Genomic DNA, 25,366 nt, shown 5'->3' with positions numbered 1-25,366 from the left:
GGGGGCTCTCCCTCTAGGACCTTCTTGAACCACACCCGTCACCCCGGTCGGAACCCTTCAGGGCCTGCCTTCGGGAGAGGTTGACCCTTCCCAGCCGGTCGATCTCCAGCACCTTGACAACCACTTCGTCTCCCACCGCCACCACGTCCTCCACCTTGCCAACCCTACCCTCGGCCAGCTCGGAGATGTGGACGAGGCCCTCCTTGTTGGGGAGGATCTCCACGAAGGCCCCGAAGTTCATGAGCCGCGTCACCTTGCCGGTGTAGATCTCGCCAGGGGTAACCTCTGCGGTTAGCGCCCGGATGGCCTGTTCCGCCCTGGCCCCACCCTCGGGGTCGGAGGCAGAGATGAACACGCGGCCGTCCTGTTCCACGTCGATCTTTGTGTTGGTGTCCGCCTGGAGCTTCTGTATGACCTTGCCGCCCGGGCCAATGATGTCGCGGATCCTCTCCGGGTCTATCCTGAGGGAAATGATCCTGGGCGCGTGGGGCGACAGGTCCTGTCGAGGTTCAGAGATGGTCTTGAGCATCCGGGCAAGGATGTGAAGCCGGCCCTCACGGGCTTGCTCCAGCGCCTTGGCCAGCACATCATGGCCTATACCGGTGTTCTTCACATCCATCTGCAGGGCCGTTATGCCCTTATCGGTTCCAGCCACCTTGAAGTCCATGTCCCCAAGGGCATCCTCGATGCCCTGTATATCCGTGAGCACCACGACCCTGTCATCTTCCTTGACCAGGCCCATGGCAACGCCCGCCACCGGAGCCTTTATTGGGACCCCTGCGTCCATCAGGCACAGGCAGCTCCCGCAAACCGAGGCCATGGATGTAGAGCCGTTGGACTCCAGCACTTCGGAGACCAGCCTGATGGTATAGGGGAATGACTCCTCGTCTGGCAGCACCGCCTCAATGGCCTTGGAGGCCAGGGCTCCGTGACCGATCTCCCTGCGGCCGGGGCCCCTCATGGGACGCGCCTCCCCCACACTGAAGGGAGGGAAGTTGTAGTGGTGCATGAAGCGGCGGTATTCCTCTTCATCCACGTCATCCAGCATCTGGACGTCGCCCACGGCCCCCAGGGTACCCACGGTGAGCACCTGGGTCTCACCCCTGGTAAACAGGGCTGAGCCATGGGTCCTGGGAAGAACACCCACACCGCACCAGATGGGTCTTACCTCCGTAGGGGAGCGCCCGTCTATGCGGACCTCCTCGTCCAGCATCATCCGGCGGACAACGGTCTTCAGTGTCTTGTAGATCACACCCCTGACCTCTTTTTCCCATCCGGGCAGGAGCGGTGCCAGCCGCTTCCAGGCATCGTCCTGCGCCCGGTCCAGCCGGGCCTCCCGTTCCTTCTTCAGGGATATGCCGTCTGCCTTGCCTGACCTGGACACCTCTACGGCCTTCTGGATGCCTTCTCTCAGGACGCCCCTGACAAGGGAGGGTACCCGGGCCTTGATCTCCGATGCCAGGACGTCTTTGAAGGCCTGGTTGATGTCTTCGTCGGGGTGTTCCTTCCTGAGGGGCTCCAGGATGCCCCTTATATCCTCAAGGCTCTTAGCTGGCGGTATCCCCTGGGGGGTCTCTATGAGTTCAGCCAGGTAAGCTCTTACCATGGACTCCACCTGGGACTGGAGGGCTCCGGGAGCCTCCTCATCCACCTTGCCTCGCCCTGCCTCCTGCACCAGCCTCATCTGGAGATCACACAGGTCCCTGATGACATCGTGAGCCAGGGCGATGGCCTTGAGTATCTGATCCTCGGAAACCTCCCTGGCCTCCGCCTCCACCATGAGCACCGCGTCCCGTGTTCCAGCTACGGTGAGACGCATGAGGCTCTTCTGGGTCTCCTCATGGGTGGGGTTCACGATGAGCCTGCCATCGACCATCCCCACCTCCACGGCGCTAATGGGTCCCATGAAGGGTATCTCAGAGAGCATCAGCGCCGCTGAGGCGCCATTGATGGCGCATATCTCCGGGGCGTTGTCCTGTTCCACGGAGAGCACCATGTTGACCACCTGCACGTCACGCTTTTGGCCCTCGGGAAAGAGAGGCCTGAGTCCCCTGTCGGCTAGGCGGGCCGCCAGTATCGCCTTGTCGTGGGGCCTTCCCTCTCTCCTTGTCCAGCTGCCAGGGATGCGACCCACCGCGTAGAGGCGTTCCTCGTAGTCAACGGTGAGGGGCAGGAAGTCCACGCCCTCCCTGGGTCTTTCCGAACCGGTGGCCGCCGACAGCACCACCGTCCCACCATAGGAGACGATGACAGAGCCGCCAGCCTGCCGGGCCATCTTGCCTGTCTCCAGTGAGATGGGCCGTCCGCCCAGATCCATTTCCACTCGCCTGTGGTGTTCGAAAAAGCCTCGGTCATCTGTGTCGACTGGGCCCTTCGGTGCACCCCCCTGTTCCTGCACCTTCTTACCTCCTCCTTCCTAAGAAAACGCAAGGAGAAACCGCCTATCTCCTCAGGCCTAGTTTCTCCACAATGGCACGGTACCTGTCAACGTTGGTGTTCTTCAGGTAGTTGAGGAGCCCCCTTCGCTGTCCAACCATCTTAAGCAGTCCCCTGCGGGAATGGTGGTCCTTTTTGTGCTCCTTGAGGTGCTCCGTGAGGTAATTGATCTTCTCCGTGAGTATGGCTATCTGTACCTCCGGGGACCCCGTGTCCTTCTCATGCATGCGGTGCTGGTCAATTATCTCGCGCTTCTTCTCAGAGTCCAGTGACACCCTACTTCACCTCCTGTTCTCTCCAGATCCCCCCGACCAAGAGGTCCGCCGGAGAACACATGACTCCTAGAACGGGGTTCATCATACCTCAGGCCCAAGGGGCTTGAGGGCTGAAGTCATTCTACCATAACGCTGGACGCCTTGTAAATCAGACCCACCAAGGCGTGCCGTCCAGCGCCCGGCGGGCCCACATGCAGTGACGGTCCTCCAGGGCTTGGGGAAGACAACCCCTCCAGTGCTTCAGAAAGGTAACACGGGCTGGCCCCTCGGGGAGGGCAGGACCCAGTGAATCCACGAGGATCCGGGGACCTGGCCATCTTACCAGGCAGACCCCGTCAAGGGCTCTGCCGGCTTGGCAGCGGACAGCGTATACACCGGAGCCCGGCAGGGCCCGGCCCGGCCCGAAGCCAAGGCTGGTGCCTCCCTGGGGTTCCTTGCCGAGGACCCCGGGGAGGGTGTAGGCCCTGCCCAGCATCTCATTGGCCAGTTCCACTCTTCCCTGGCCTATACTGTCCCGTATGAGGGTGCTGGATACTACTGCACCCTTGTACTTCACCGGGTCCACCACCTGAACCTCAAAGGAGTGCTTGCGCCCCATCTCCACAAGGGTATGGGCGGTGCCGAGTCCCTTGTGGCCGAATGTGAAGTTATAGCCGATGAATACCTGGTATGGTCTGATCCTGCCCAGGACACCCCCAGCAAAGGCCTCAGGGCTCAGCCTGGAGAAGGAGGCATCAAAGGCCAGCACCAGCAGGTCATCGACCCCCAGGGCTTCCAAAAGGAGGGCCTTCTCCTCAAGATTGGTTAGGTACGGGGGCGCGAAAGCCGGGTTTAGTATCTCCAGCGGGTGGGGGTCAAAGGTAAGCACCACAGCCTTGCCCCCGGCACCCCGGGCGGCTGTAACCAGCCTCTTCACCAAGGTCTGGTGTCCCATGTGAACCCCATCGAATAAGCCCATGGCCACGCACTTGCCCGTGTTCCCGAGGTCATCCACGTTCCTGGTGATCCTCATCCTGCTCTCCCCTCAGTTTGGAAACAAACACCTTCCGGGGCTTCGCTTCGCCTTGGCTTCCCTCGGCCACGGCCAGGAGCCTTCCGCCGGGAGACACCAGGCGGACCAAGCCATCCGGTGAGGCCAGCCTGGGAGGCCGCCCCGTGGCTACCATCCCTATCTCATCCCATGGCACCTTGACCTCGGGCAGGTGAGCCACCCCGCGTTCCATGGGTTCCAGCATGTCCTGGGCCCTGCCGGCCCGGGCCATTCCCGCCGCTTCCTCCAAGAGGAGGGCTTCACCCAGGATGAAAGGCCCGGAAACGGTCCTTACCAGGAAGGACATGTGTGCCCCGCAACCCAGGGCCTCTCCCATGTCCTGGCACAGCACCCTCACGTAGGTACCCGACGAACAGGCCAGGTCCAGCAAGGCACGGGGGTGCTCACCAGGGAAGAATGCGGCCAGGTGCAGGGAGTAGATCTGGACCTCCCTGGGCTCCCTCTCTACCTCCATACCCCTCCGAGCCAGGGTGTGAAGCCTGACCCCCTGGCGCCTCACGGCAGACACCATGGGAGGCACCTGCTGGACCCTGCCGGTGAATACGGAGAGGATCCCCTCCAGATCCCTGGCGGTCACCCTGGCTAGGGCCTCGGAGACCACCCGGCCTGAGGCATCGAGGGTGTCCGTGGTCACCCCCAGGGTGATCTCAAAGCGGTAGGACTTGCCCAGGAGCAGCAGGTACTCGGCGAGACGGGTGGCCTGTCCCACCGCCAGGGGAAGCACCCCGGCGGCACCCGGGTCCAGGGTACCAGTGTGCCCCACCCTCTTCTGGCCCAGGAGCCTCCGGAAGTACTGGACCACGTCATGGCTGGTCAGTCCCGGGGGCTTGAGAACATTGATGAAGCCCTCTATCCTCCCTCACCGCCTCAAGAGCCACCCTTACCACGGCATCCTCCGCCTCCTGGAGACCCATCTCTAGCAGGCACCCCGCAGCCCTGGGATGCCCCCCTCCCCCCAGGGATGCTGCCAAGCGACTCACGTCAACGCGATCTCTGGAACGAAAACTCACCTTCACCCGGTCTTCATCTATCTCCTTCAAGAGGATGCCCACGGCAACACCCTCGAGCGAGCGGGGGTAGTTGATGAGCCCCTCTGCCTCGTCATCCCGGGCTCCTGCCGCTTTGAGCATTGAACGGGACAGTGATACCCAGGCAACCTGGCCGCAGGGGCTGACACGCAGCGCGCCCAGGGCAAGGGACAGCAGTCTCAGGCTCGGGAGGGAGCGGGATTCATAGAGGCTCTCCGATACCTGGGCGGGATTTGCCCCGTCCTCCAGCAGGCTGGCCACCAGCCTGTGGGTCTCCACGGTAGTGTTGCTGTAGCAGAATTGGCCCGTATCCGTGGCGATGGCAACGTAGAGGCACATAGCGGTGGGTTTTCCCACCTTGACACCCATGGCCTGGAGTACCAGGTAGACCTGCTCTCCCACGGCGGCCCGCTGGGGGTCAACGTAGTTCATGTCCCCAAAGAAGCTGTTGGTCACGTGGTGATCCACATTAAGGCGCACCCGCGCGCCATTGGCCAGGGCCAGTGCGGCCTCGCCTACCCGGGACGCATCGGTACAGTCCAGGAACACCGCCACCTCGTGAGGCCCTCTTGCCTGGTCCGGGGTGAGCACGAGAGAGGACCCCGGGAGGAACGAGTAGAGTTCCGGCACGGGATCCTGGCAGACCACCTCAACCCTCTTACCCTGGGCCATGAGCCCCTGGGCCAGAGCCAGGGCGGACCCGAGGGCGTCCCCGTCGGGCATGATGTGGCACGTGATTAGAAGGGCCTCCGCCCCCTTCAGGAGACCGGCGACCTCTGGGGGCCCGGCTCTCACTTGTCCCCAGCCCCTTCCTCCTTGGCGGGAACCATCTCCTCGAGAAGCCGGGCAATCCTGACTCCCCGCTCGATAGAGTCATCCAACCTGAAGGATATCTCAGGCGTGAACCTCAGCCTGAGCCGTTTTCCCAGCTCAGAACGGATAAAGCCCTTGGCCCCCTCCAACCCCTGCAATGTACAAGCCTTCTCTTCCTCGCTGCCCAGGACACTCACGAACACCCTGGCGTGACGTATGTCAGGGGATACCTCTACCCGGACCACGCTGGCGAAACCTATCCTCGGGTCTTTCATCTCGTCGTGGATGATACAGCCTATCTCCTCCCGCAGGGCTTCCTGAGCCCGTTCAACCTTGCGCTGTCCCACGCTGATCCCCTCCTTGCCGGAGAAAACGCCAAGGGTCTAGGCCGGGCCGTCAAAACGTGGGGCCGATGGCCGTCATCGCCTCGTCTAGGACATCTCCGTCCAGGTTGGCTCGGAGCCACCGTGCCGCCTCACCCACAACCCGCTGGGCATGGGAGAGGTCTCCGCTGACAAAGGCCATCCCGATGGCGGAACGCTGCCACTGGTCCCCGGAATAGACCTCTGCAGCCGATACGTGATAGCGGTGCCTGAGCCTGTCTACCGCGCTCTGGACCACCCGCCTCCGGTCCTTCAAGGACCGGCTCCCTGGGATCTGGATATCGAGCCTGCAGGCTGCCACGTACATGCCAGGGCCCTCCTTCACCTAGGCCATGGCCTCGGGTTTCATCTCCTCGGTGGAGAACACCTCCAGGGTGTCTCCCTCCTTGACCTCGTTGAACCCCTCCAGGGATATGCCGCACTCGTAGTCGGCGCTGACCTCCCGCACGTCCTCCTTGAACCTCTTTAGGGAATCCATGCGCCCCTCGTGCACAACCACCCCATCCCTGATAACCCTGACCCTCCCCTGCCGGGTCATCTTCCCCTCGGTAACGTAGCACCCGGCCACGGTCCCAGCCTTGGGAACCCGGAAGGTGGCCCTGACCTCAGCCCGTCCCAGGACTACCTCCCTGGTCTTGGGCTTCAGCATCCCCTGTAGCGCTGCCTTGATGTCATCTATGGCCTCATATATCACTCGATACGTCCTTATGTCCACGTGCTCGCCCTCCGCCGCTTTCCGGGCATTGGCATCAGGGCGCACGTTGAACCCAATGATGGTGGCTTGGGAGGCAGCCGCTAGCATGACGTCGGATTCGGTGATGGCACCCACGCCAGTGTGGATCACTGCTAGCCTTACCTCGGTGTGCTGCACGTTCTCCAGGGCATGCTTCACCGCTTCAACGCTACCCTGCACATCCGCCTTGAGGATGAGGTTGAGTTCCCTGATCTCCCCTTCCCCAGCCTGGCTAAAGAGGTCTTCCAGGGTTAGCCGGTGGATTGCCCTGAGGTCCTTCTCCCGCTGCCTAACCATGCGGTGCTCCGCTATGGTCCGGGCGATCTTGTCATCCTGAACTACATTGAACGGGTCCCCTGCCTCCGGGACGTCAGCCATGCCGATGACCTCCACCGGCATCGAGGGGCCTGCCTTCTTGACCCGCCTCGCCCTGTGGTCCATCATGGCCCTGACCTTGCCCCACACGCTCCCCGCCACGAAGGCATCCCCTACCTTCAGGGTGCCCGTCTGGACGATAACGGTGGCCACTGGGCCGCGCCCCTTGTCCAGCTCGGCCTCTACCACAATCCCCGCGGCGCGACGCTCCGGGTTGGCCTTGAGGTCCTGCATCTCGGAGACCAGGAGGATCATTTCCAGTAGGGTGTCCAGCCCGGTCTTCTCCTTTGCGCTCACCGGTACGCACACCACGTCTCCACCCCAGTCCTCAGGGATGAGGCCGTGCTCAGACAACTGCTGTTTCACCCGGTCCACGTTGGTATTGGGCTTGTCTATCTTGTTGATGGCAACGATGATGGGAACCCCTGCGGCCTTCGCGTGGTTCATAGCTTCAATGGTCTGGGGCATGACACCATCATCTGCGGCCACCACCAGCACCGCCAGGTCTGTCACTTTGGCCCCCCTGGCCCTCATGGCCGTGAAGGCCTCATGACCCGGCGTGTCAATGAAAACTACATCGCGCCCGCCGGCATCGACGGTGTAGGCGCCTATATGCTGGGTGATACCCCCTGCTTCCTGGGCAGTGACATTGGCATGCCTGATGGCGTCCAGGAGCGATGTCTTTCCATGGTCAACGTGCCCCATCACTGTGACCACCGGCGGCCTGGGCTTGAGGTTTTCCGGGCTGTCCTCGACCTCTTGAAGGTGCTCCTTCTCCATGGCTTGGTCAGAGCGGCGCTCCTCTACCTCGTACCCCATTTCCTGTCCTATGACCATAGCGGTTTCCGTGTCGATTTCCTGGTTGATGGAGACCATGACCCCCATAGATACCAGCTGTCTCATGAGATCCGTTGCCTTCAGGCCCATCTTATCCGCCATCTTGGCCACACTGATGGAGCCCTCCAGCACTATCTTCTGGGGCTTCTTGGGTTTGGCGGCAGCCTGGGTCCCTGTGGTGCCCTTTGACTTCCGCCAGTCTGCCTTCTTCCCTCGTCCCCTGCGAGCGAATTCAGCCTGGTCTTGCCGGAAACGGCCGCCCTTCTGCCCGGGCTGGCGCCGTTCATCCCGTCCGGGCTGGTGCGGGCTCTGGCGTGCCTGGGGCGCCCCGGGCCGGCCTCCCGGCGGTTTCTGTACTGGCCGGGGGGGCGAAATGGGCCTGGATGGCTGGCGCCTCTGTTCCTTTTGCACGGCAGGTCCCACAGGTTTGGGCCTGACCGCCTGCCCAGGCTGGACTACTGGTCTTATGGGTCCTGGGCGAGCGGCAGGCACCGGAGGCCTCGGTGTCTTCTTGATCTCCTTCTTCGGAGGAGGCGACATCTTGGCCCTTCCGGTGAGAACCTCCCGGACCTGGTCTGCCACCTCCGCCTCCATAGTGCTCATGTGGTTCTTGACGGGCACATCCATCTGGTCCAGGACACGGATTATGACCTTGCTATCCACCAGCATCTCCTTGGCCAGCTCATATACCCTGATCTTCTCTGTCATCCACTCACCCCCAAATGCCTGTTTCCGTTTTCCGTTGGCCTATACCCTTTGCCTGCGGGAGACCTCCTCCACCGCCGCCCTCAGGTTGTCCTTGAGGTCTTGCACCTCTATGGTGGAAACGGGATTCTTCATGGCTCGCTCCAGGTTCTTTGCCTTCACGGCCTTCTCCAGGCACCCTGCCTCTGGACAGATGTAGGCTCCCCTACCGGAACGCTTCCCTGTGGGGTCAAACTCCAGAGTGCCCTCGAGGGTCCTGACGATCCTCAGCATCTCCCTCTTGGGTCGCGTTTCCGCGCAGCCGATACAGGTTCTTAGTGGCACACGCCGGGGCTTCATGACTTACCCTCCCCCATGGCGCCACCCTCCGTCACCTCTTCATCCTCCCCAGCGTCGTCTTCCGGGGCTTCTTCCTCGGCCATCTTCACCTGCTGTTCGCTCTTGATGTCGATCTTCCACCCAGTGAGCTTGGCAGCCAGGCGAGCATTCTGTCCTTCCTTGCCTATGGCCAGGGAGAGCTGGTAGTCAGGCACCGTAACCCGGGCCACCTTGTCATTCGCCTCGGGCTCAACCACCAGGACCTTCGCCGGGCTGAGCGCGTTAGCCACAAATCTGGGGACCTCGCTGTCCCACCGCACTATGTCTATCTTCTCTCCCCTGAGTTCATTGACAACAGTCTGGACCCTCATCCCCTTGGGTCCCACACAAGAGCCCACGGGGTCAACGTTGGGGTCCCGGGATGATACTGCTATCTTGGACCGGGAACCAGGCTCCCTGGCAATGGCCTTGATCTCCACGATGCCATCATGGATCTCGGGCACCTCCAGTTCAAAGAGGCGCTTCAGTAGGCCCGGGTGTGTCCGGGACACGTAGATGGCCGGGCCCTTAGTGGTCTTCTTGACCTCTATGACATAGCTCTTCAGTCTCTCCCCCTGCCGGTACATCTCCCCCGGCACCTGCTCAGCTGGGGAGAGAATGGCCTCGGCCTTTCCCAGTTCTATCATGACATTGCGGTGCTCGATCCTGTGCACCACTCCAGTTACGATGTCGCCCTCCCTGTTAGAGTACTCCTCGTAGATGATACCCCTCTCGGCTTCGCGGATGCGCTGCACCACAACCTGCTTGGCGGTTTGGGCTGCGATCCGCCCAAAGTCCTTAGGGGTCACCTCGAACTCAATCTCGTCGTCCAGGGAGTAATCCGGACGCCTTAAGCGGGCCTGTTCCAGGGATATTTCCTGGCGGGGGTCCTGCACCTCATCCACTACGGTCTTCTTGGCAAATACCCGGATCTCGCCGGTCTCCCTGTGCACTTCAACCCGGACGTTCTGGACGGAGCCGAAGTTGCGGCGATAGGCGGAGATGAGCGCGGCCTCAATGGCCTCAACCAGCACATCCAAGGCCACACCCTTTTCCCTCTCTATCTGCTTGAGCGCCATCATGAACTCGCCGTTCACAGCCTCAGCCTCCTTAAAGCTTCAACGCCAGCCTCGCACTGGCCACCTTCTCCCGGGGTATCCTTACGAGATGCCCCTTGATGTCCAATACCACTTCACCGTTCTCGAGCCCCACCAGGGTGCCCAGGAATTCCCTACCTCCATCCACGGGGCCAAAGGTCTTCACATTCACCTCGCGCCCACGGAAGACCTCGTAGTCCCTTTCCTTCTTCAAAGGCCGGTCTAGTCCGGGAGAAGACACCTCAAGATAGTAGGGATCCCCGGTATGGACTGCCTCATCCACCAACCTCCCTAGTTCCTCGTGGAGTCCCTGGCAATCGTCAAGGCCAACGCCCCCAGGTTTGTCCACGTAGACCCTGAGATGAAGGGAGGGCCCCTCCTTCACAAACTCCACATCAACGAGCTGCAGGCCCCTGGTCGATGCCAGGGGGTGGGCCAGCCGCTCTACGGCGCTCTCTACATCCTTGCGCTTCAAGGCTTGACCACCGCCTCCCGGGCCCCTAATTGCAAAGAGTGGGCTGGTAACCCACTCCGCACATTGCTGGACTGCCGATCCGCCAGCCTTGCCACCACTGATTATAGCATAGAGCGGAATATGCCGCAACAAAGCGCAATCACTCAGTCTGTGTCAAGAGGTCCCGGGTAAAGGGTCTTCCCATTGGTGATTGTCCATTGGGGCCCGTGGGAGAACTGGGAATTGAGCGAACGAGACAGGCAGCCAGGGATCCCCGTTGTGGAAAACGGGCAGACCCAGCGGTGCCTTGGTTCAGTGCTTTAGAATGCGCACCCCTCCTCTAGCAGCCTCCGGAACAAGACTGCATACCCTTCAGTTCCCCGGTCAAGGCAGGGGAAATGCCCCCTCTTGACGCCGGGTTCTTCACCGAGTACGGCCTTCTTGACTAGCCCGGCCCCAGCGGTCACTACTGTTTTCAGTTGCTCGTCCAGGCAGTTCACGACCTGCCTCGTGTAAAGCCCCAGGGAACCCTCCATAACCTTGAACAGCACGTTACCCAAAGCATATATCCCTTTTTGTGACCAGGCCCTGCCCCGCACCCGGCTCTTGAACTTCCCTATGTTCGATTCCCCGCTCCCCAGCCCCCTCAGACCCGAGCAATCATATCCCAGCGCCTCAAGCCTCAACCGGTAGTCCAAGATGTACTCCCAGTTTGACATGAGATTGTCCTTGACTGTCCTGAGCCTCTTGCATTCCTTCCCCGTCGCTGTCTTCAGCCCCGCCTCCAGGACCTCCACCGTTTGCCCAAGGTCGTTATCACGTAGGGCTTCAACCGCCTTCGCCTTCAGGGCCCTGTCTGACAGCGCACCCCTGACGTCACGGGAGATGTGGAAGCGATCGTACTGGTACATGCAATTGGGGAAGTACGCCACCCCTTCTCTTATCCAACTGGCCCCGTCACCGTTGATTATCACTATTGTGTCTTCCAGGTCATACACCTGCTCTATCTGGCTAAGGAGCCTTTCCCAGAAACCCTGCCTGCAACCTTGAGGGTGCATGTAACGTATCTCACGTATCGTCTCGTATTCCCGGCTCCCAGGATACCTCTCACGCCACCCCTCGTGTACCACAGCATGCCTGGTCTGCTCTTTCCGTCTCTTCCCCTGTCGCCCCGTCCATAACCCGTCTGCTTCAATGAACAATACCTTCACTCGTCTTCTGGGGACTTCCGGCTCCTTCGACTTATCTATCACCTCAGACGTCTTGAAAAGCAACTGCCTGATCCCTTCATGGCTGACTACTCTCTCTCCCAACATCTCCTCCAGCTTGTCACGGGCGTTTCTATACGATGGCCCGGACGCCGCCAGTGAAACCGCCACTCGCGCCACTCCCTCACTTATCCGCTGATACTCCCTTATCTTCAATGTCTGATCCAGTAGATGCACCATCTCACCCGTAAAAAGGTCCCTGTAACTCCGACGCTTGAAACGCACTACCCCAACAAGAGTATCCAGCTCCCGCTCCTCCAACTCCCTGATCTCGTACCGCTTCTTATCCCTCACTGTCGCCAAGTAATCATCCATCGCCCCAAGGATTTCCCCTAGCGCTTCACGAACTATCAACATGGCCATGCGAAAGGCCGTCGCCTCCAGTTTTCCCAAGTCCAATTCATCTAAATTGAATTCCATCTTGAGAGACCCCCCCCTGGGTTAATGGGTTGTTGTTCTAACCTCCCAATTCCCAGTTGTGGGTCTCTCTCCCTTCTACTCTACCCCCCCAATTACCCGGATCTACTTTACTCTAACAATCACTCATCAGAGGTTCCGCAAACCCTGGGTTTTTTATAGGACCTGGGCATTAACAGGTCCTACAGGAATGGGTGCCCCAATCGGGTATAGCGGTACTCTGCTCAATGAGCTATAGGTTTCGCGGTATTGCCTCCAGGTCGTCGTGAGCACCGGCCACAATGAGTGCCCATTTAGCCTGGGTCAGGGATGAGTACATAGATGGGGGCTTTTATCTGGGGTAGAGTAATTATTATCATCGCCGCTCTCCCCAGGAAATCCCTGATCTCCCTCGGGCTTCTTAGGTCAAACAGCCTTAGCAGGTTGAACGCTATAGCCATCAGTAGCCACATGGCAGGCACGGCGTTCTCATCGTGACAGAAACAGTGCTCAAAACTGTTGTGAATCTACGTCCCACCTCCACCAGGTCCTTCAGGAAGGGGACCCCTAATTGGGCCAGCGGGCAGCCTGCTGCTCAATGGGATCACCTCGTGAAGCACCCCTGGTCCACGGGTGTTTCTCTTCCGGGAGCCGGCCCTTCAGGGCCGGAACACCGAGGCAACAATCTCACTGTACATGCGTGCGCGGGCGGCAATGCCCTTCCAGAGCCCCATCTTCTCTTCCTTCGTGAGGTGGCTGAGTTCCTTCAGTATGACCTCTTTGTGGGACACGCAATTCTTCTTCACATGCTTTGTAAGGGCAAGTTCCACTCCGAAGCGGCTGATCTCCATGTCAGGTGCGGAGAGCAGCACCTCACGGCACACTGCTCTCTGGCCTGAGAGAAAGGGCATCACCGTCTGGGCCAGGTCGGTGGCGGGGCGCCCCCCGGCGAAGCGGCCCACCGTCATCTTGGCCTCACCATTGAGAACGGGCCTTAGCAGTTCCTCTACATGGGACCTGCGAAAGCCCACGAGATCAGCGTCGACAAAGAGCACCACATCAGCGTCAGTGCACTTCAGGCCTGCCTTCATGGCCCCGCCCTTGCCATGGTTCCGCTCCAGGCGAATAACCTCGGCACCATGGCGCCTTGCGAGTTCCGCCGTGGCATCCCGGGAACCGTCGTCCACCACGATGACACTGCTCACGTCTGGGTGGTGCATGAGGGTACTCACAACCTGGCCTATGGTCCTCTCTTCATTATATGCTGGTATTATCGCAGCCACTTTCATCTAGAGGCTTCCTCCTCGGTACTCATGTTAACCGAAGAACATAATTCTATGACTGTGGGCTGACTCCTCTTTCCAGGGCAAGGGCTTCCATCTCCCGGCGGAGGGCCGGCAGGAACTCCTCCTCGGGTACGGTCCGGACTATCCTGCCCTTCCGGAAGATGGCGCCGCGGCCCTTGCCTGCCGCAAGGCCCACGTCAGCCTCCCTGGCCTCGCCTGGGCCGTTCACCTCGCAGCCCATGACCGCCACCTTCAGGGGTATCCCCACTTCCACCAGGAGGGGTTCCACCTGGGCCACCAACCCCTTAAGGTCCACCCGGCACCGGCCGCAGGTAGGGCATGACACCAGGTCAGGCCCAGGGGGCCTCAGTTCCAGGGCCTCCAGGATGGCCCTTCCCAGACGCACCTCTTCGCAGGCATCCGCAGTCAGGGACACCCTGATGGTGTCCCCTATCCCCTGGTATAGGAGGATCCCTAGGGCCAGGCAGCTCTTGGCTGCCCCCCTTGAAGGGGGTCCGGCTCCAGTGAGCCCCAGGTGCAGCGGGTAGTCCGATCCCTGGGCAACCAGGCGGTAGGCCTCAACGGTGCTGGGCACGGAGGACGCCTTCACGGACACCACAACGTCGGGCTGCCCGGCCTCTTCCACAAGGCGAGCGTTCCTAAGGGCACTCTCGGCCAGGGCTTGGGGAACAGGGCCACCGTACCTCTCCAGCAGCTCCCTCTCCAGCGAGCCGGAGTTCACGCCCACCCGGATGGGCACGCCCGCCCTGCTGGCCTCTAGGGCCACCTCCTCAAGGCGCCGGGGGCCTCCTATGTTGCCAGGGTTGATCCTTAACTTGTCCGCCCCCTCGTAAATGCAGGCCAGCGCGACGCTGGCGTTGAAGTGAACGTCCGCCACAAGAGGCACGCTGGGGAAGATGCGCTTCAGGTTGCCGAAGACCCTGGCGGCCTCCTGGTCAGGTACCGCAAGACGTACCATCTGGGCTCCAGCGGCCCTCAGTGCTTCGATCTCGCGGGCGAGGGCGTCAGGGTCGCGAGGGTCTGACTTGGCCATGGCCTGGACGCTCACGGGGGCGCCGCCCCCGAGGTCCAGCCCCCCCACAACCATCCTGCGGGACAGTCTTCTCACCTAGGACGCCCCCCAGCGGAGGATGTCTCGGTAGGTTACCACAATTGCCATGAGCATGAGCAAGGCAAAGCCCAGGAAGTGAATGAGGTTCTCCTTCTCAGGGTCCACAGGCTTACCCCGAACCCCCTCCACCAGCAGAAAGGCCAGGCGGCTCCCGTCCAGGGCCGGAATGGGCAAGAGGTTCAATATTCCCAGGTTCGCTGAGAGCACCGCGGACAGGTACATGAGATTTCTCAGGCCCATCCTGGAGGCCTCACCGATGAGCTGGGTTATGCCCACCGGGCCGGCCACATCAACCGGAGCCCTCCCCAGGATCATGAGGACAAGGCCCCTGATCCACAGCACAGAAACTGCCAGGGTGTACCCAAGGGCATCCCTCAGCGCCGAGAAGGGGTCCTGGCGGACGATGTTGATGTCCGGGGATATTCCTATGAAGCCCCTTGAAGGGTCATCAGGCCTGGGTTCAGGAACAACCCTGAGGATCCTCTGGAAGCCCCCTCTCTCTACCACAACCACGACCTCTTCTCCCAGGGAGGCGTTAATCAGGGTTACCAGGTGGACCCAGTCCTGCACCTCAACGCCGTCCACCGATATGACGCGATCCCCTTCCAGGAACCCGGACCTCTCGGCAGCGTGTCCCTCTAGGACATCAGAAAGTTCCAGTGTGGGAGTCTCGATGCCAAGAACGGAGAAGATGATGGCGAAGAGCAAGATGGCTAGGGTGAAGTTCATGGCGGGACCCGCAAGGAGCACGCCTAGCCTTTGCCATACCCCCTTGTTGATGAACCCCCTGTGGTCAACTGGGCCCTCCAGGGCGCTGGTTCCTGACATCCTCACGAAGCCCCCAATGGGCAACGCCCGGAGGGAGTAACGGGTCTCTCCCTTGACTACGGAGAACACCCTGGGCCCGAATCCCAGGGCGAACTCCTCTACCCGGATACCCGCACGCTTGGCCGCGATAAAGTGGCCCAGCTCGTGCACGAAGATGAGGAGCCCCAGCACAGCCAAGGCAATAAAAATCGTCACGCAAATCCACCACCTAGATTGAGAGCGAGCCGCCTTGCTTCCCGGCGCCCCCAGGCATCAGCCATCATGATATCATCCAAAGCCGGCTCTCTCACGATTCTATGCCCTTCCATGACTTCTTCTATTATCCTCTGTATGCCCAGGAAGGGCAAGTCACCCCCCAGGAAGGCCTCCACCGCCACCTCGTTGGCGGCGTTCATGACCGCCGGCAGAGTGCCCCCGGCCTCCAGGGCCTCGTAGGCCAGGCGAAGGCATGGGTAGCGGGCAGTGTCGGGCTGGAAAAATACGAGGCTCCCCACGGAGGCTAGATCCACTGAGGGAGGCCCGGGCAGGCGCTGGGGATGGCTCAAGGCATACTGTATGGGGATGCGCATGTCGGGGGGACCCACGTGTGCCAGGGTTGTCCCGTCCGAGAACTCGACCAGGGCATGCACCAGGCTCTGAGGGTGCATGAGCACGTGAATGCCTCCAGGGGGCATGCCGAAGAGCCACCTAGCCTCTATGACCTCAAACCCCTTGTTCATAAGGGTGGCTGAATCCACGGTGACCTTGGGTCCCATGCGCCACGTGGGGTGCTTCAGGGCCTCCTCAGGGGTTAACCCGGCGAGATCCTTGAGGCTCCTGTCGCGAAATGCCCCCCCTGAGGCTGTCAGGGTGATCCGGTGAAGGGCTCCCCGGTCCTGCCCCATGAGGCACTGGTACACTGCGGAGTGCTCGCTATCCACCGGGTGAATCTCGGCGGATGTCTTCTTTGCCAAGCCCATTACCAGGTGGCCCGCAGCCACCAGGCACTCCTTGTTGGCCAGGGCTAGTGTCTTCCCCGCCTCCAGGGCCGCCATTACCGGTGGGATCGCCCGTGAACCCACAAGGGCCACCAGGATGATGTCGGCCTCATCAAGCGATGCTAGATGGCAGATGCCTTCATCCCCCTCCCATACCTTCACCCCGGTTCCCAGCCGGGAAGCAAGGGCGTCGCCCAGCCCATCCTGGACGCACAGGGTCCTTACCCCGTGTTCCCTGGCCTGGAGGGCGAGGAGGTCCAGGTTCTGACCAGCGGCCAGGCCCACCACCTCAAGACGGCCGGGATTCCGGGACACAACCTCCAGTGCCTGCCGTCCTATGGATCCCGTGGAGCCAAGGATTGACACTCTGAGGGTCATGGAGCGCCCTCCTCACATTTCATCGGTGGAAAAGGGCAGGAGGCCCGAGCGCACCGATGCCTTGAGGAGGATGGCCACGAGGGGTCCCACTATGAAGCCACCCAGCCCGAACACGCGGAAGCCCACGTACAGCGAGAAGAGGGTTGCCAAGGGGTGAACGCCGATGCGGCTGCCGATGACCTTGGGCTCCAGGATGCTCCGGGTGAGGCTCACAATGCCGAAGAGCGCCAGGAGCGCCAGGGCAAAGAGGTAGTTCTGCAGGATGAGGTTTATGATGATCCAGGGCCAGTAGATAGCGGAGGGCCCCAGGATGGGCAAGACGTCCACGAAGCCGATGATGAGCCCCATCACCAGGGCGTAGGGCACGCCGATAATCTCCAATCCAACTATGGATATGGCGGTGCTCAGCAGTATCAGGAAGGCCTGCGCCTTCACCAGCCCCAGCGTGGAGACCACCACGTCCTTCTTGGTCCTGATGTAGGCCTGGCGCCAGGAGCCCGGAAGAAGCCCCAGGATGAAGCGACCGATGACATCCCGGTCCTTGGACAGGAAGAAGGCGGCGAGGAAACCCACTACCGTGCTGGTCACCAGGTGGGGCACTCCCCTGATGCTGACGACTATGGTCTCGGCCAAGGTCTGCAGGTAGGTTAAGCCCCTGACAACCTGGCTTTCCACCATTGTCCGCAGGGGTATGGGGAGGCTGCCAGCCCTTTCTGACACCTCTTCAATCAGTTCCATGATAACGCTGTAGTACCCGGGAAGGTGCCGGGAAAGGAGCGCCAGCTCGTGGATGACATTGGTGAACACGCTTACCAGGAGGAAGAAGAGGACCCCCATGACAAAGAGGAGCACCACGCCTGCGGCAAGCCCCCGGGGGAACCTGCCCTTCCTCTCCAGGTAGTTCACGGCAGGATCCATGATGAACGCTAGTATTGCCGCGAAGACAAACGGCGTTAAATAGCCTAGGAGGTAACGGAAAAACACGTAGGAGCCCAGGAAGAACAGGGCCATGTAGAGATAGTGCCTGTAGACTTCCAGTCTTCTTAACAACGCTCACGCCTCCGATCAGCCCAGGAACTTCACCACCAGGTACACCCAGGGCGCAGCCAGCATCAGGCTGTCAAAGCGATCCAGGATCCCCCCGTGACCGGGAATGAGATGCCCGGAATCCTTGACCCCCGCGTACCTCTTCACTGCGGACTCCACCAGGTCTCCGGCTTGCCCCGCGATGCTGCCGGCTAGAGCCACCCAGAACCCCGTTGTGACACTGTGCCCCAGGAGGTATGCCACCAGGACACCCGCAGCCAGGGCCGCCAGGGTTCCACCCAGGGCCCCCTCCCATGTCTTCTTGGGGCTCACCCTCGGCCACAGCCTCCGCCGTCCCCAGGCGCGTCCCACGAAGTAGGCGCTGGTGTCCAGGGTCCACACCACAGCCACCAGCAGGAACACAGCCTGGAAACCCTCCTGGAGCCCCCTTAGCCTCAACGCAAAACCCAGGAGCCCGAAGATGTAAAGGCTTCCGCCCAAACTTATCCACAAATCCAGTATACTATACCTGGTGCCGCCCGCCAACCTCCCCAGCACGGGAAGGATAAGACCTACCACCAGCACCCAGGATCCTTTCGGGAACAACATCCACCACAGGATGGATATCCCCAGGACAATCCCGGGGAACACCATCACCCTGTGGCCCTTGACCCTGAGCATCCCGGCATACTCCAGGTATCCCGTCACCCCTAGGACCGCTACCATAGCCAGGAACGAAAACCCGCCCAGGTATGCCAGGCCCAGGAAGGCTGGCCCTCCAATGAGCGCCGCGAGCACTCGCTTGCTTAGCATGGATCAGGCTCCTCACCAAATACCTCTCCGTAGCGCCTCTGCCTTACGGAAAAGGCCTGGAGGGCCTCTTCGAAGTGGTGTCGGCGGAAATCAGGCCAGAGTACAGGTGTGGACCAGATCTCCGAGTAGGCGGCCTGCCACAGGTAGAAGTTGGACAGGCGCAGCTCACCGCTTGCCCGGATTATCATGTCGGGGTCGGGCACGCCACCCGTGGCCAGGTACCGGGAGACCATGTCCTCAGTCATGTCCTCCGGGTCCAGGAGTCCCTCCTTGACCTCGAGGGCAATGCTCCTTGCCGCCTGGAGAATGTCCCAGCGCCCCCCATAGCTCAGGGCGATGTTCACCTGGAGCCTGTCGTTGGAGCGGGTCCGCTCCTCAGCGTCCTGCACGGCCTGGGCTACCTCCGGGGGGAGACGGGAACGGTCGCCAATGATGGTCATGCGCACCCCCCGGTTCACCAGTTCCACGATCTCCCTGTCAAGATACTCCACGAGGAGGGCCATCAAGGCGCTGATCTCGTCTGAAGGTCTCTTCCAGTTCTCCGTGGAGAAGGCGAACAGGGACAGGTATCTCACTCCCGCGTCGGCGGCGGCCTCGATAACCTCGCGAACGGCCGTCATCCCCGCACGGTGTCCCATGAACCGTGGGAGCCCTTTCTTGGCGGCCCACCTGCCGTTGCCATCCATTATTACTGCTATATGTTGCGGGATGTTCCGCCCCCTTGACACTTCGGCCTCCTTGCGGCCTAGCCGCCCTGCGCTTCCTTTATACCGAGCCCCCTCTCTGAGGGGGCTCGGTCTTGGTGTTACTGGTCCTTTATGATTGCATCCGTGGGGCAGACATCTTGACAGGATCCGCATTCAGTGCACTTATCTTGATCGATTGCGTAGATGTCGCCTTCCTCAATGGCCTCCTCAGGGCACTCCTCTTTGCACGCGCCGCAGGCGGCGCACTCATCGGTGATCTTCAGCGCCAAGTCCCCTACCCCCTTTCCCCGCGTCGTGGTGGGCACACACCAGAAGAACCTGGGCGGGCCCGATAACCCTTGTCTGTATGACACGAAGCTGGCCGGAGGGGTTCTTCCCCGGGGGCCCCGTCACTCTGACTTGCCAGGACAGGCCCCTCTCCTCCAGGACAACCTCGGCCTCGGTCAGGGTAAGCCCCACCACGTCCAGAAGGCACTCCTCCTAGACCTCCATTATCTCCTCTTCCTTGATCTTGAGAACCCCCTCGATGGCCTGGATGTACTTGTCTGTGAGCTTCTGGACCTCATCCAGGGCGCGCCGCGCTTCGTCCTCGGAGACCTCTCTCTCCTTCTCAAGGTCCTTCAGCATGTCGTTGGCGTCCCTTCGCAGGTTCCTTATGGCGACCTTTTCATCCTCGGCCTTCTTGCGGCACACCTTGACCAGTTCCAGCCGCCTCTCCTCGGTGAGCTGGGGCACCACCAGGCGGATGATGTTCCCATCCTTCTGGGGGGGCATACCCAGTTCCGACTTCTGAATGGCCTTCTCAATGCTGTTGACAGCGTTGTGGTCCCACACCTGGATCACCAGGAGTCTCGGCTCGGGAACGGATATCGTGGCAACCTGGGTCACCGGGAGCATCTCCCCATAGTAGTCCACTGACACCTTGTCCAGAAGTGATGGAGACGCCCGGCCAGCCCTCGTGCTCGCGAGGTCCTTCCGGAATATCTCCACCGTCTTCTTCATCCTCTCCTCGACGTCCTCAAGGATCTCCCTTATCATACAGATCCCCCCCCACAAAGGTGCCGATGGCCTCGCCCATGACCGCCCTGCGGATATTGCCCTCGACGTCAAGGTCGAAAACGATCAAGGGTATCCCGTTGTCCATGCACAGGGAAGTGGCTGTGGAATCCATAACGGTAAGGCCCATGTTCAGGATGTCAAGGTACTCTAGCTCCTGGAAACGACGAGCCTGAGGGTTAAGGTTGGGATCAGAATCGTAGATGCCGTCGGTGCCCCTCTTGGCCATGAGGATTACCTCAGCCTCTATCTCCGCAGCCCTGAGCGCTGCGGTAGTGTCGGTGGAGAAGTATGGGTTACCCGTTCCCGCAGCGAAGATCACCACGCGTCCCTTCTCAAGGTGCCTTATGGCTCGCCGCCGTATGTAGGGCTCAGCGATCTCTTTCATCTCTATGGCCGTCTGCAGCCTTGTGTCTACGCCCTGTTTCTCCAGGGCATCCTGAAGAGCCATGGAATTGATCACGGTAGCGAGCATGCCCATGTAGTCAGCGGTGGCCCTGTCCATCCCCTTGGCGCTTCCCACAGCACCCCTCCATATGTTGCCGCCCCCAACCACAATGCCCGCCTGAACCCCCAGAGCCGCTATTTCCTTAACCTGGCAGGCTATCTTCGACACGGTCTCTGGGCTTATCCCGTAGCCTCGGGAGCCCGAGAGGGCCTCCCCCGATATCTTCAGGATGATCCGCCTGAACCTCGGGCGTTCCACCGGAGATGGGTTCAAGAGCTACCCCCCTTGTTTCCTTTGGTTCGCGGGAAACCATTCTACGATACGGGGGTAAATCCTTTACGGTCAGTCTGCCTGGCCTGTCTCGAAACGCACAAACCGCCTCACCATGATGTTCTCTCCCAGCTGTGCTATGCTCTCATTAACTAGCGCCTGGACAGTCTTGCTCCCATCTCTCATGTAGGGCTGCTCTAGAAGGCAGGCCTGCTCGAAGAACTTCTCCAGCCGTCCCTCCACCACTTTGTCCAGGATCTTGTCGGGTTTGCCCTCTTCCCTGGCCTGGGCGACCAGGATGCTTCTCTCCTTGTCAACGACTTCCTGGGGAATATCCTCCCTGGCAAGATAGCTGGGGTTCATGGCAGCCACCTGCATGGCCAGCTCGTGGGCGAGCTCCTTGAACTCGGGTGTCCTGGCAACGAAGTCAGTCTCGCAATTCACCTCAACCAGGACCCCTATGCGCCCCCCTCCGTGGACGTAGGCTTCAACAACGCCCTCCTGGGCCTTACGGCCGCTCTTCTTCGCGGCTAGGGCGAGGCCCTTCTCTCTGAGGAACTCCACGGCCTTGGCCATGTCACCATCCGTTTCGATCAAGGCCTTCTTGCAGTCCATCATGCCAGCGCCGGACAACTCCCTCAATTCCTTGACGGCCTTGGCGTCTACCATCGAAATTGGTCCCTCCTATACCGCTACTCCTGGGCGACCTGCACTCCCTGCCTGCCTTCCAGCACGGCCTCGGCCATCTTGGCGCTGAGGAGGCGCACTGCACGAATCGCATCGTCATTGCCCGGGATGATGTAGTCTATCTCGTCGGGGTCACAGTTGGTGTCGACAATTCCAATTATGGGTATCTTGAGCCGCCGGGCCTCAGCCACAGCAATCTTCTCTTTCCTGGGGTCCACCACGAAGACGGCGTCGGGCAAGTCCTTCATGCCCTTGATGCCCGAGAAGTACTTGGCCAGTTTCGCCCTCTCCCGGCCCAGGGAGGCCAGTTCCTTCTTGGGCAGGCCACCGCTCTTGTCACGATCCAGGAAGTCATCCAACTCAACCAGGCGCTGGACGCGACCCTTTATTGTCTGGAAGTTGGTGAGCATACCGCCCAGCCAGCGCTCGTTCACGAAGAACTGGCCGCACCTGGCGGCCTCCTCTGCAATGGATTCCTGCGCCTGCTTCTTCGTGCCGATGAACATGAGGCGCCCACCCTGGAACGCCAGGTCCCGGACGAAGGAGTAGGCCTGATCCACCAGCTTGACGGTCTTCTGCAGGTCAATGATGTAGATGCCGTTCCTCTCGGTGAAGATGTACTGGCGCATCTTGGGGTTCCAGCGCCTCGTCTGGTGGCCGAAGTGGACCCCGGCCTCAAGGAGCTGCTTCATTGTTACAACGGCCATAGCACTACCTCCATTCGGTTTGTCCTCCGCCCTCTTCATCCTCAGAGGGACCCACCAGGGCACCACCGCTGAAGTCAGAGGGCGTGTGTATTTGGCCTTAAGCAGACCATTGGTAGTATACCACAATTCCCCGGGGTAGCATAGACACGGATATCGCGATCCAGAGGTTCCGCAAACCCTAGGTTTTTTGAAGGACCTGGGTGTTTCCAGGTCCTACAGGAAGGAGTAGTCCAAATTGGGTGCAGCAGATAGTCTGCTCAATGAGCTGGGGATTTCATGGTATTGCCTCCTGTTCCTGAGCTCCGGCCACGATGAGAGCCCCATTTAGCCAGGGTCAGGGATGAGTGCATAGATGGGGGCTATCATCTGGGGCAGAGTGATCAGTATCATCGTCGCTATTCCCATGAAATCCCTGATCTCCCTCAGGTTTCTCAGCGCAAACAGTCTTAGTAGGTTGAACGCTATCGCCATCAGTAGCCACATGGCGGGCACGGCGTTCTCATCGTGACAGAAACAGTGCTCAAAACTGGAGTATGTTTTGAGATTATGGAATAGGCTGTTTTCTATGTCCCACCTCCGGTGCATGATCCTCCACAATACCCTTGCCGGCGTGGTTGCCTTAGGGCATGTTGTGACCAGGTACTCCACGTATGTGTTCTTGACCAATTGGCCCTTTTCCACTCGGGTAACCGTCTCCTCCACCTTGATGCACCTTACCGGAACTCCAAGGCTTGACCAACTCATGAACCCTTCTTCATCCCATATCTTCGCATCATAGATCGCATCCGCTCCCGGGTGTACCTTTGCACCGTTGAGCACCACGTCCGGTTCCCTTCCAGAAAACAATCCTTCCGCATCCGCTATGATCTCCCGGTTTTCCTGCTTTACCTTCACCAGTACATGTTTGTTCTGAGCCATCACCGCCTTGATAAAGGGCGCCTGCGCATACAGGGCGTCGGCCACTATGATGTCACAGTATCGAAAGAGCTCTAGGCCAAGCTCGTTTATCAACTCCACTCCAGCAGCAACCTCACCCTGACCCCTTTCCACCCTCCTTAGTCCCAGCAAGAGCGGGAAATCTCCTACATATGACACCACTACCGCCTGCTCGTAGAACTGTATCCCTTCCCCCACTCTCCTCGTCTTACATTCCGCGCAACTCATCCGCTCGCTGCTGCTGGAGTATACCTCAGACCCGTCTATCGCCGCCACCCTGTGGCCTTCGATATCTCCGACCGGCACCTTGTTGAGGCGTGCCTTATTGACCACCTGCCATAAGTACCTCTTTAGGCTCCCCACTTCAACCCTCGAAAGCGCATATGCTAAGGTATCCGCACTGGGCTTGGGCAAACGACCCAGCAACCGGTCAAACGCTCCCGCTTGTATCAGCCCCTCTATCTGGTTCAGACTCGGAAGCCGGCAAACCAATCCCACAATCAAACTAGCCAGAACCGACTCAATCGGCACATGAGGCGTTTTCCGGCCGTCTTTGACACTTCTTAGTCCCGTGTCAACCCATCTAAGAATGTTACCCAAGAGAGATGGAACACTCAGTTAGGAATGTTACCGGCAAGATGGATGGATAGTCGTGAATTATACAGTTTTTGAGAGAGTTTGGGTCAAGTTGAAGAAGGGAATCAAGGTGACGTTTGAGGGCAAGGGGATTGAGGGTACTGATGTGGCTGACGATAGTATCTTGGGTTTCTGAGTCCATGGCGCCAGCCTCAATGAGGCGCTGGAACGGAGTACGTGCCGTGTCATAGTGCCTTCTGACGTGACAACCCAGGCGCTCTTTGGAGATTACCTTGCGCAAGGGGAGGAAGAAGTTAGCATACGGGTCAAGGCAAGCGTAGACTCGATTAAGCCAGTCAACTTGTTCAATGGTATCAAAGCGGTCGTAGCCTACAACTTCACGGACAAGTTGGCGGTTCTTCTGCTCCACGTGAGCGTTGTCATTCTTCTTGTAAGGGCGGCTACGGTGGAACTGAAGGTTCATCTTCGTGCAGAAGCGTACCATGTGGTTGTTGAGGAACTCCGAGCCATTATCTGAATGCAGGCCCCAGGGTCTGAAGGGCCAATGTTGGAGGATGTTAGTGAGTTCGGCGAAGACCCCGGCCTGACCTCGCCCTAGGATGGCCCTGCGGCGGCTATAACCGCTGACAGTGTCCACTACCGGTCAATGTGTATGCAAAGTGACCGATGCAGGAGCCGCCGTTGTGTTCCACAAGGTCTACTCCTAGGGCGCCGGGGCGTGTTTCATTCCAATCATAGCGCCCCAGTGGTACTTGGGACATTGCGGATGAATTGGGTCTCTTGTTTAGGGCATGACGGAATTTCGGGCAGTCCCACTTTGATATCCGCCTTGCCAAGGTGGAACGACTGATCTGGGTAAGTTGCTGGCAAACACTTGGTGTGAGGTGGGTCTCACCATGAGAGGCCAGTGTCTGAGCGGTTTTTGCCAAAACCGGATGAAGTCTTTCGGCACATGGATAGTCCAAAGCTTCCCAGACTAACTGGATGGCAGGGAGAGACTCAAGATACTTGACCTGTCTTCTGCGCTTAACCGAAGGCCGCTTGCCAGGGAGCATCCCGTTGAGAACCCGAATAGCGTGTTTTCTGTGATAGCCAAGCACATTCACTACTTCGTCGATCATGGCAGTCTTGGCTGATTGACTCCCGGTCTTGCAGTACCGTTCATGCATCTTCTCCAAGTACTCTATCTCCGGGTTTTAGAGATTAGATAGGCTGGTACTTCTTATCTCGTAGATTATCAAGACGTTACGTCTTAGGTTTACCTTGGGTGGTCTAGAACCCACAGCATCGCCTTCGGCCAACCCTATCAG

General features: G+C 60.0%; 27 protein-coding genes. 1 reads left to right on the top strand and 26 read right to left on the bottom strand.

What is annotated here, in order from left to right; all coding sequences use genetic code 11:
- Nucleotides 1-13 precede the first annotated feature (13 nt).
- The 26 genes from AB1576_06010 to AB1576_05885 form a co-directional block, all read right to left on the bottom strand.
- The gene (locus tag AB1576_06010) at nucleotides 14-2,398 is read right to left on the bottom strand and encodes a polyribonucleotide nucleotidyltransferase (GenBank protein ID MEW6081320.1); all 2,385 of its coding nucleotides are present in this window, start codon (nucleotides 2,396-2,398) and stop codon (nucleotides 14-16) included.
- 43 nt (nucleotides 2,399-2,441) lie between these two features.
- Entirely contained in the window at nucleotides 2,442-2,711 is a 270-nt protein-coding gene (gene rpsO / locus AB1576_06005; GenBank protein ID MEW6081319.1) for a 30S ribosomal protein S15, read from the bottom strand.
- A 148-nt stretch (nucleotides 2,712-2,859) separates the two neighbouring features.
- Nucleotides 2,860-3,723, bottom strand: coding sequence for a hypothetical protein (locus AB1576_06000; protein ID MEW6081318.1), 864 nt, complete (start codon nucleotides 3,721-3,723; stop codon nucleotides 2,860-2,862).
- Nucleotides 3,698-4,564, bottom strand: coding sequence for a tRNA pseudouridine(55) synthase TruB (gene truB / locus AB1576_05995; protein ID MEW6081317.1), 867 nt, complete (start codon nucleotides 4,562-4,564; stop codon nucleotides 3,698-3,700). Before truB ends, AB1576_06000 begins: the two co-directional genes overlap by 26 nt.
- Nucleotide 4,565: 1 nt before the next feature.
- Nucleotides 4,566-5,585: a bifunctional oligoribonuclease/PAP phosphatase NrnA gene (locus tag AB1576_05990; protein ID MEW6081316.1), complete on the bottom strand. Its 1,020-nt coding sequence runs from the start codon at nucleotides 5,583-5,585 to the stop codon at nucleotides 4,566-4,568.
- A complete protein-coding gene (gene rbfA / locus AB1576_05985; GenBank protein MEW6081315.1) occupies nucleotides 5,582-5,950 on the bottom strand; it encodes a 30S ribosome-binding factor RbfA in 369 nt (122 codons plus the stop codon). Before rbfA ends, AB1576_05990 begins: the two co-directional genes overlap by 4 nt.
- A 49-nt stretch (nucleotides 5,951-5,999) precedes the next feature.
- Nucleotides 6,000-6,293: a DUF503 domain-containing protein gene (locus AB1576_05980; protein MEW6081314.1), complete on the bottom strand. Its 294-nt coding sequence runs from the start codon at nucleotides 6,291-6,293 to the stop codon at nucleotides 6,000-6,002.
- Nucleotides 6,294-6,311: 18 nt separating this feature from the next.
- Nucleotides 6,312-8,639 carry a translation initiation factor IF-2 gene (gene infB / locus AB1576_05975; GenBank protein MEW6081313.1) on the bottom strand — a complete coding sequence of 776 codons (2,328 nt, stop codon included), beginning with the start codon at nucleotides 8,637-8,639 and terminating at the stop codon, nucleotides 6,312-6,314.
- A 39-nt stretch (nucleotides 8,640-8,678) separates the two neighbouring features.
- A complete protein-coding gene (locus tag AB1576_05970) occupies nucleotides 8,679-8,975 on the bottom strand; it encodes a YlxR family protein (protein ID MEW6081312.1) in 297 nt (98 codons plus the stop codon).
- Nucleotides 8,972-10,090: a transcription termination factor NusA gene (nusA, locus tag AB1576_05965; GenBank protein ID MEW6081311.1), complete on the bottom strand. Its 1,119-nt coding sequence runs from the start codon at nucleotides 10,088-10,090 to the stop codon at nucleotides 8,972-8,974. Before nusA ends, AB1576_05970 begins: the two co-directional genes overlap by 4 nt.
- Nucleotides 10,091-10,103: 13 nt before the next feature.
- On the bottom strand, nucleotides 10,104-10,565 hold the full coding sequence (rimP, locus tag AB1576_05960; GenBank protein ID MEW6081310.1) for a ribosome maturation factor RimP: 462 nt from the start codon (nucleotides 10,563-10,565) through the stop codon (nucleotides 10,104-10,106).
- A gap of 299 nt (nucleotides 10,566-10,864) precedes the next feature.
- Nucleotides 10,865-12,232, bottom strand: coding sequence for an ISLre2 family transposase (locus AB1576_05955; GenBank protein MEW6081309.1), 1,368 nt, complete (start codon nucleotides 12,230-12,232; stop codon nucleotides 10,865-10,867).
- A gap of 290 nt (nucleotides 12,233-12,522) precedes the next feature.
- Nucleotides 12,523-12,669 carry a hypothetical protein gene (locus AB1576_05950; protein ID MEW6081308.1) on the bottom strand — a complete coding sequence of 49 codons (147 nt, stop codon included), beginning with the start codon at nucleotides 12,667-12,669 and terminating at the stop codon, nucleotides 12,523-12,525.
- Nucleotides 12,670-12,867: 198 nt separating this feature from the next.
- The gene (locus tag AB1576_05945) at nucleotides 12,868-13,497 is read right to left on the bottom strand and encodes a glycosyltransferase family 2 protein (protein ID MEW6081307.1); all 630 of its coding nucleotides are present in this window, start codon (nucleotides 13,495-13,497) and stop codon (nucleotides 12,868-12,870) included.
- A 46-nt stretch (nucleotides 13,498-13,543) separates the two neighbouring features.
- Nucleotides 13,544-14,623: a flavodoxin-dependent (E)-4-hydroxy-3-methylbut-2-enyl-diphosphate synthase gene (gene ispG / locus AB1576_05940; protein MEW6081306.1), complete on the bottom strand. Its 1,080-nt coding sequence runs from the start codon at nucleotides 14,621-14,623 to the stop codon at nucleotides 13,544-13,546.
- Nucleotides 14,624-15,649, bottom strand: coding sequence for an RIP metalloprotease RseP (gene rseP, locus AB1576_05935; GenBank protein MEW6081305.1), 1,026 nt, complete (start codon nucleotides 15,647-15,649; stop codon nucleotides 14,624-14,626).
- Complete coding sequence (locus AB1576_05930) at nucleotides 15,646-16,809, bottom strand: 1-deoxy-D-xylulose-5-phosphate reductoisomerase (GenBank protein MEW6081304.1); 1,164 nt, start codon at nucleotides 16,807-16,809, stop codon at nucleotides 15,646-15,648. The genes rseP and AB1576_05930 overlap by 4 nt, the downstream gene beginning before the upstream one ends.
- Before the next feature lie 12 nt (nucleotides 16,810-16,821).
- Nucleotides 16,822-17,859: a sporulation integral membrane protein YtvI gene (gene ytvI, locus AB1576_05925; protein MEW6081303.1), complete on the bottom strand. Its 1,038-nt coding sequence runs from the start codon at nucleotides 17,857-17,859 to the stop codon at nucleotides 16,822-16,824.
- A 15-nt stretch (nucleotides 17,860-17,874) separates the two neighbouring features.
- A complete protein-coding gene (locus tag AB1576_05920; protein MEW6081302.1) occupies nucleotides 17,875-18,648 on the bottom strand; it encodes a phosphatidate cytidylyltransferase in 774 nt (257 codons plus the stop codon).
- A complete protein-coding gene (locus AB1576_05915; GenBank protein MEW6081301.1) occupies nucleotides 18,642-19,376 on the bottom strand; it encodes an isoprenyl transferase in 735 nt (244 codons plus the stop codon). Before AB1576_05915 ends, AB1576_05920 begins: the two co-directional genes overlap by 7 nt.
- A gap of 77 nt (nucleotides 19,377-19,453) precedes the next feature.
- Nucleotides 19,454-19,624, bottom strand: a complete 171-nt coding sequence (locus AB1576_05910) for a 4Fe-4S binding protein (protein ID MEW6081300.1) — start codon at nucleotides 19,622-19,624, stop codon at nucleotides 19,454-19,456.
- 211 nt (nucleotides 19,625-19,835) lie between these two features.
- Complete coding sequence (gene frr / locus AB1576_05905) at nucleotides 19,836-20,393, bottom strand: ribosome recycling factor (protein MEW6081299.1); 558 nt, start codon at nucleotides 20,391-20,393, stop codon at nucleotides 19,836-19,838.
- Entirely contained in the window at nucleotides 20,374-21,117 is a 744-nt protein-coding gene (gene pyrH, locus AB1576_05900) for a UMP kinase (GenBank protein ID MEW6081298.1), read from the bottom strand. The genes frr and pyrH overlap by 20 nt, the downstream gene beginning before the upstream one ends.
- A gap of 84 nt (nucleotides 21,118-21,201) precedes the next feature.
- Nucleotides 21,202-21,798, bottom strand: coding sequence for a translation elongation factor Ts (gene tsf / locus AB1576_05895; GenBank protein MEW6081297.1), 597 nt, complete (start codon nucleotides 21,796-21,798; stop codon nucleotides 21,202-21,204).
- 23 nt (nucleotides 21,799-21,821) lie between these two features.
- Nucleotides 21,822-22,523, bottom strand: a complete 702-nt coding sequence (gene rpsB, locus AB1576_05890) for a 30S ribosomal protein S2 (protein ID MEW6081296.1) — start codon at nucleotides 22,521-22,523, stop codon at nucleotides 21,822-21,824.
- 324 nt (nucleotides 22,524-22,847) lie between these two features.
- Nucleotides 22,848-23,873 (bottom strand): transposase, encoded by a 1,026-nt coding sequence (locus tag AB1576_05885; protein ID MEW6081295.1) that lies wholly within the window; start codon nucleotides 23,871-23,873, stop codon nucleotides 22,848-22,850.
- A gap of 424 nt (nucleotides 23,874-24,297) precedes the next feature.
- Between AB1576_05885 and AB1576_05880 the strand changes: the two genes are divergently transcribed.
- The gene (locus AB1576_05880; protein MEW6081294.1) at nucleotides 24,298-24,573 is read left to right on the top strand and encodes a hypothetical protein; all 276 of its coding nucleotides are present in this window, start codon (nucleotides 24,298-24,300) and stop codon (nucleotides 24,571-24,573) included.
- Nucleotides 24,574-25,366: the final 793 nt, after the last annotated feature.

The sequence above is a fragment of the Bacillota bacterium genome (genome assembly GCA_040754315.1).
Lineage (GTDB): Bacteria > Bacillota > Sulfobacillia > DUSP01 > JBFMCS01 > JBFMCS01.
Note: the sequence above shows the minus strand (reverse complement) of the source record. Positions and strands in the feature narration are given on the sequence as shown.

What these genes read in the sequence shown, in the direction of transcription:
- AB1576_06000 (MEW6081318.1), bottom strand. Translation starts at nt 3,723, where the DNA reads ATGAGGATCACCAGGAACGTGGATGACCTCGGGAACACGGGCAAGTGC.
- AB1576_05980 (MEW6081314.1), bottom strand. Translation starts at nt 6,293, where the DNA reads ATGTACGTGGCAGCCTGCAGGCTCGATATCCAGATCCCAGGGAGCCGG.
- infB (MEW6081313.1), bottom strand. Translation starts at nt 8,639, where the DNA reads ATGACAGAGAAGATCAGGGTATATGAGCTGGCCAAGGAGATGCTGGTG.
- AB1576_05970 (MEW6081312.1), bottom strand. Translation starts at nt 8,975, where the DNA reads ATGAAGCCCCGGCGTGTGCCACTAAGAACCTGTATCGGCTGCGCGGAA.
- AB1576_05955 (MEW6081309.1), bottom strand. Translation starts at nt 12,232, where the DNA reads ATGGAATTCAATTTAGATGAATTGGACTTGGGAAAACTGGAGGCGACG.
- AB1576_05950 (MEW6081308.1), bottom strand. Translation starts at nt 12,669, where the DNA reads ATGGCTATAGCGTTCAACCTGCTAAGGCTGTTTGACCTAAGAAGCCCG.
- AB1576_05945 (MEW6081307.1), bottom strand. Translation starts at nt 13,497, where the DNA reads ATGAAAGTGGCTGCGATAATACCAGCATATAATGAAGAGAGGACCATA.
- AB1576_05930 (MEW6081304.1), bottom strand. Translation starts at nt 16,809, where the DNA reads ATGACCCTCAGAGTGTCAATCCTTGGCTCCACGGGATCCATAGGACGG.
- AB1576_05920 (MEW6081302.1), bottom strand. Translation starts at nt 18,648, where the DNA reads ATGCTAAGCAAGCGAGTGCTCGCGGCGCTCATTGGAGGGCCAGCCTTC.
- frr (MEW6081299.1), bottom strand. Translation starts at nt 20,393, where the DNA reads ATGATAAGGGAGATCCTTGAGGACGTCGAGGAGAGGATGAAGAAGACG.
- tsf (MEW6081297.1), bottom strand. Translation starts at nt 21,798, where the DNA reads ATGGTAGACGCCAAGGCCGTCAAGGAATTGAGGGAGTTGTCCGGCGCT.
- rpsB (MEW6081296.1), bottom strand. Translation starts at nt 22,523, where the DNA reads ATGGCCGTTGTAACAATGAAGCAGCTCCTTGAGGCCGGGGTCCACTTC.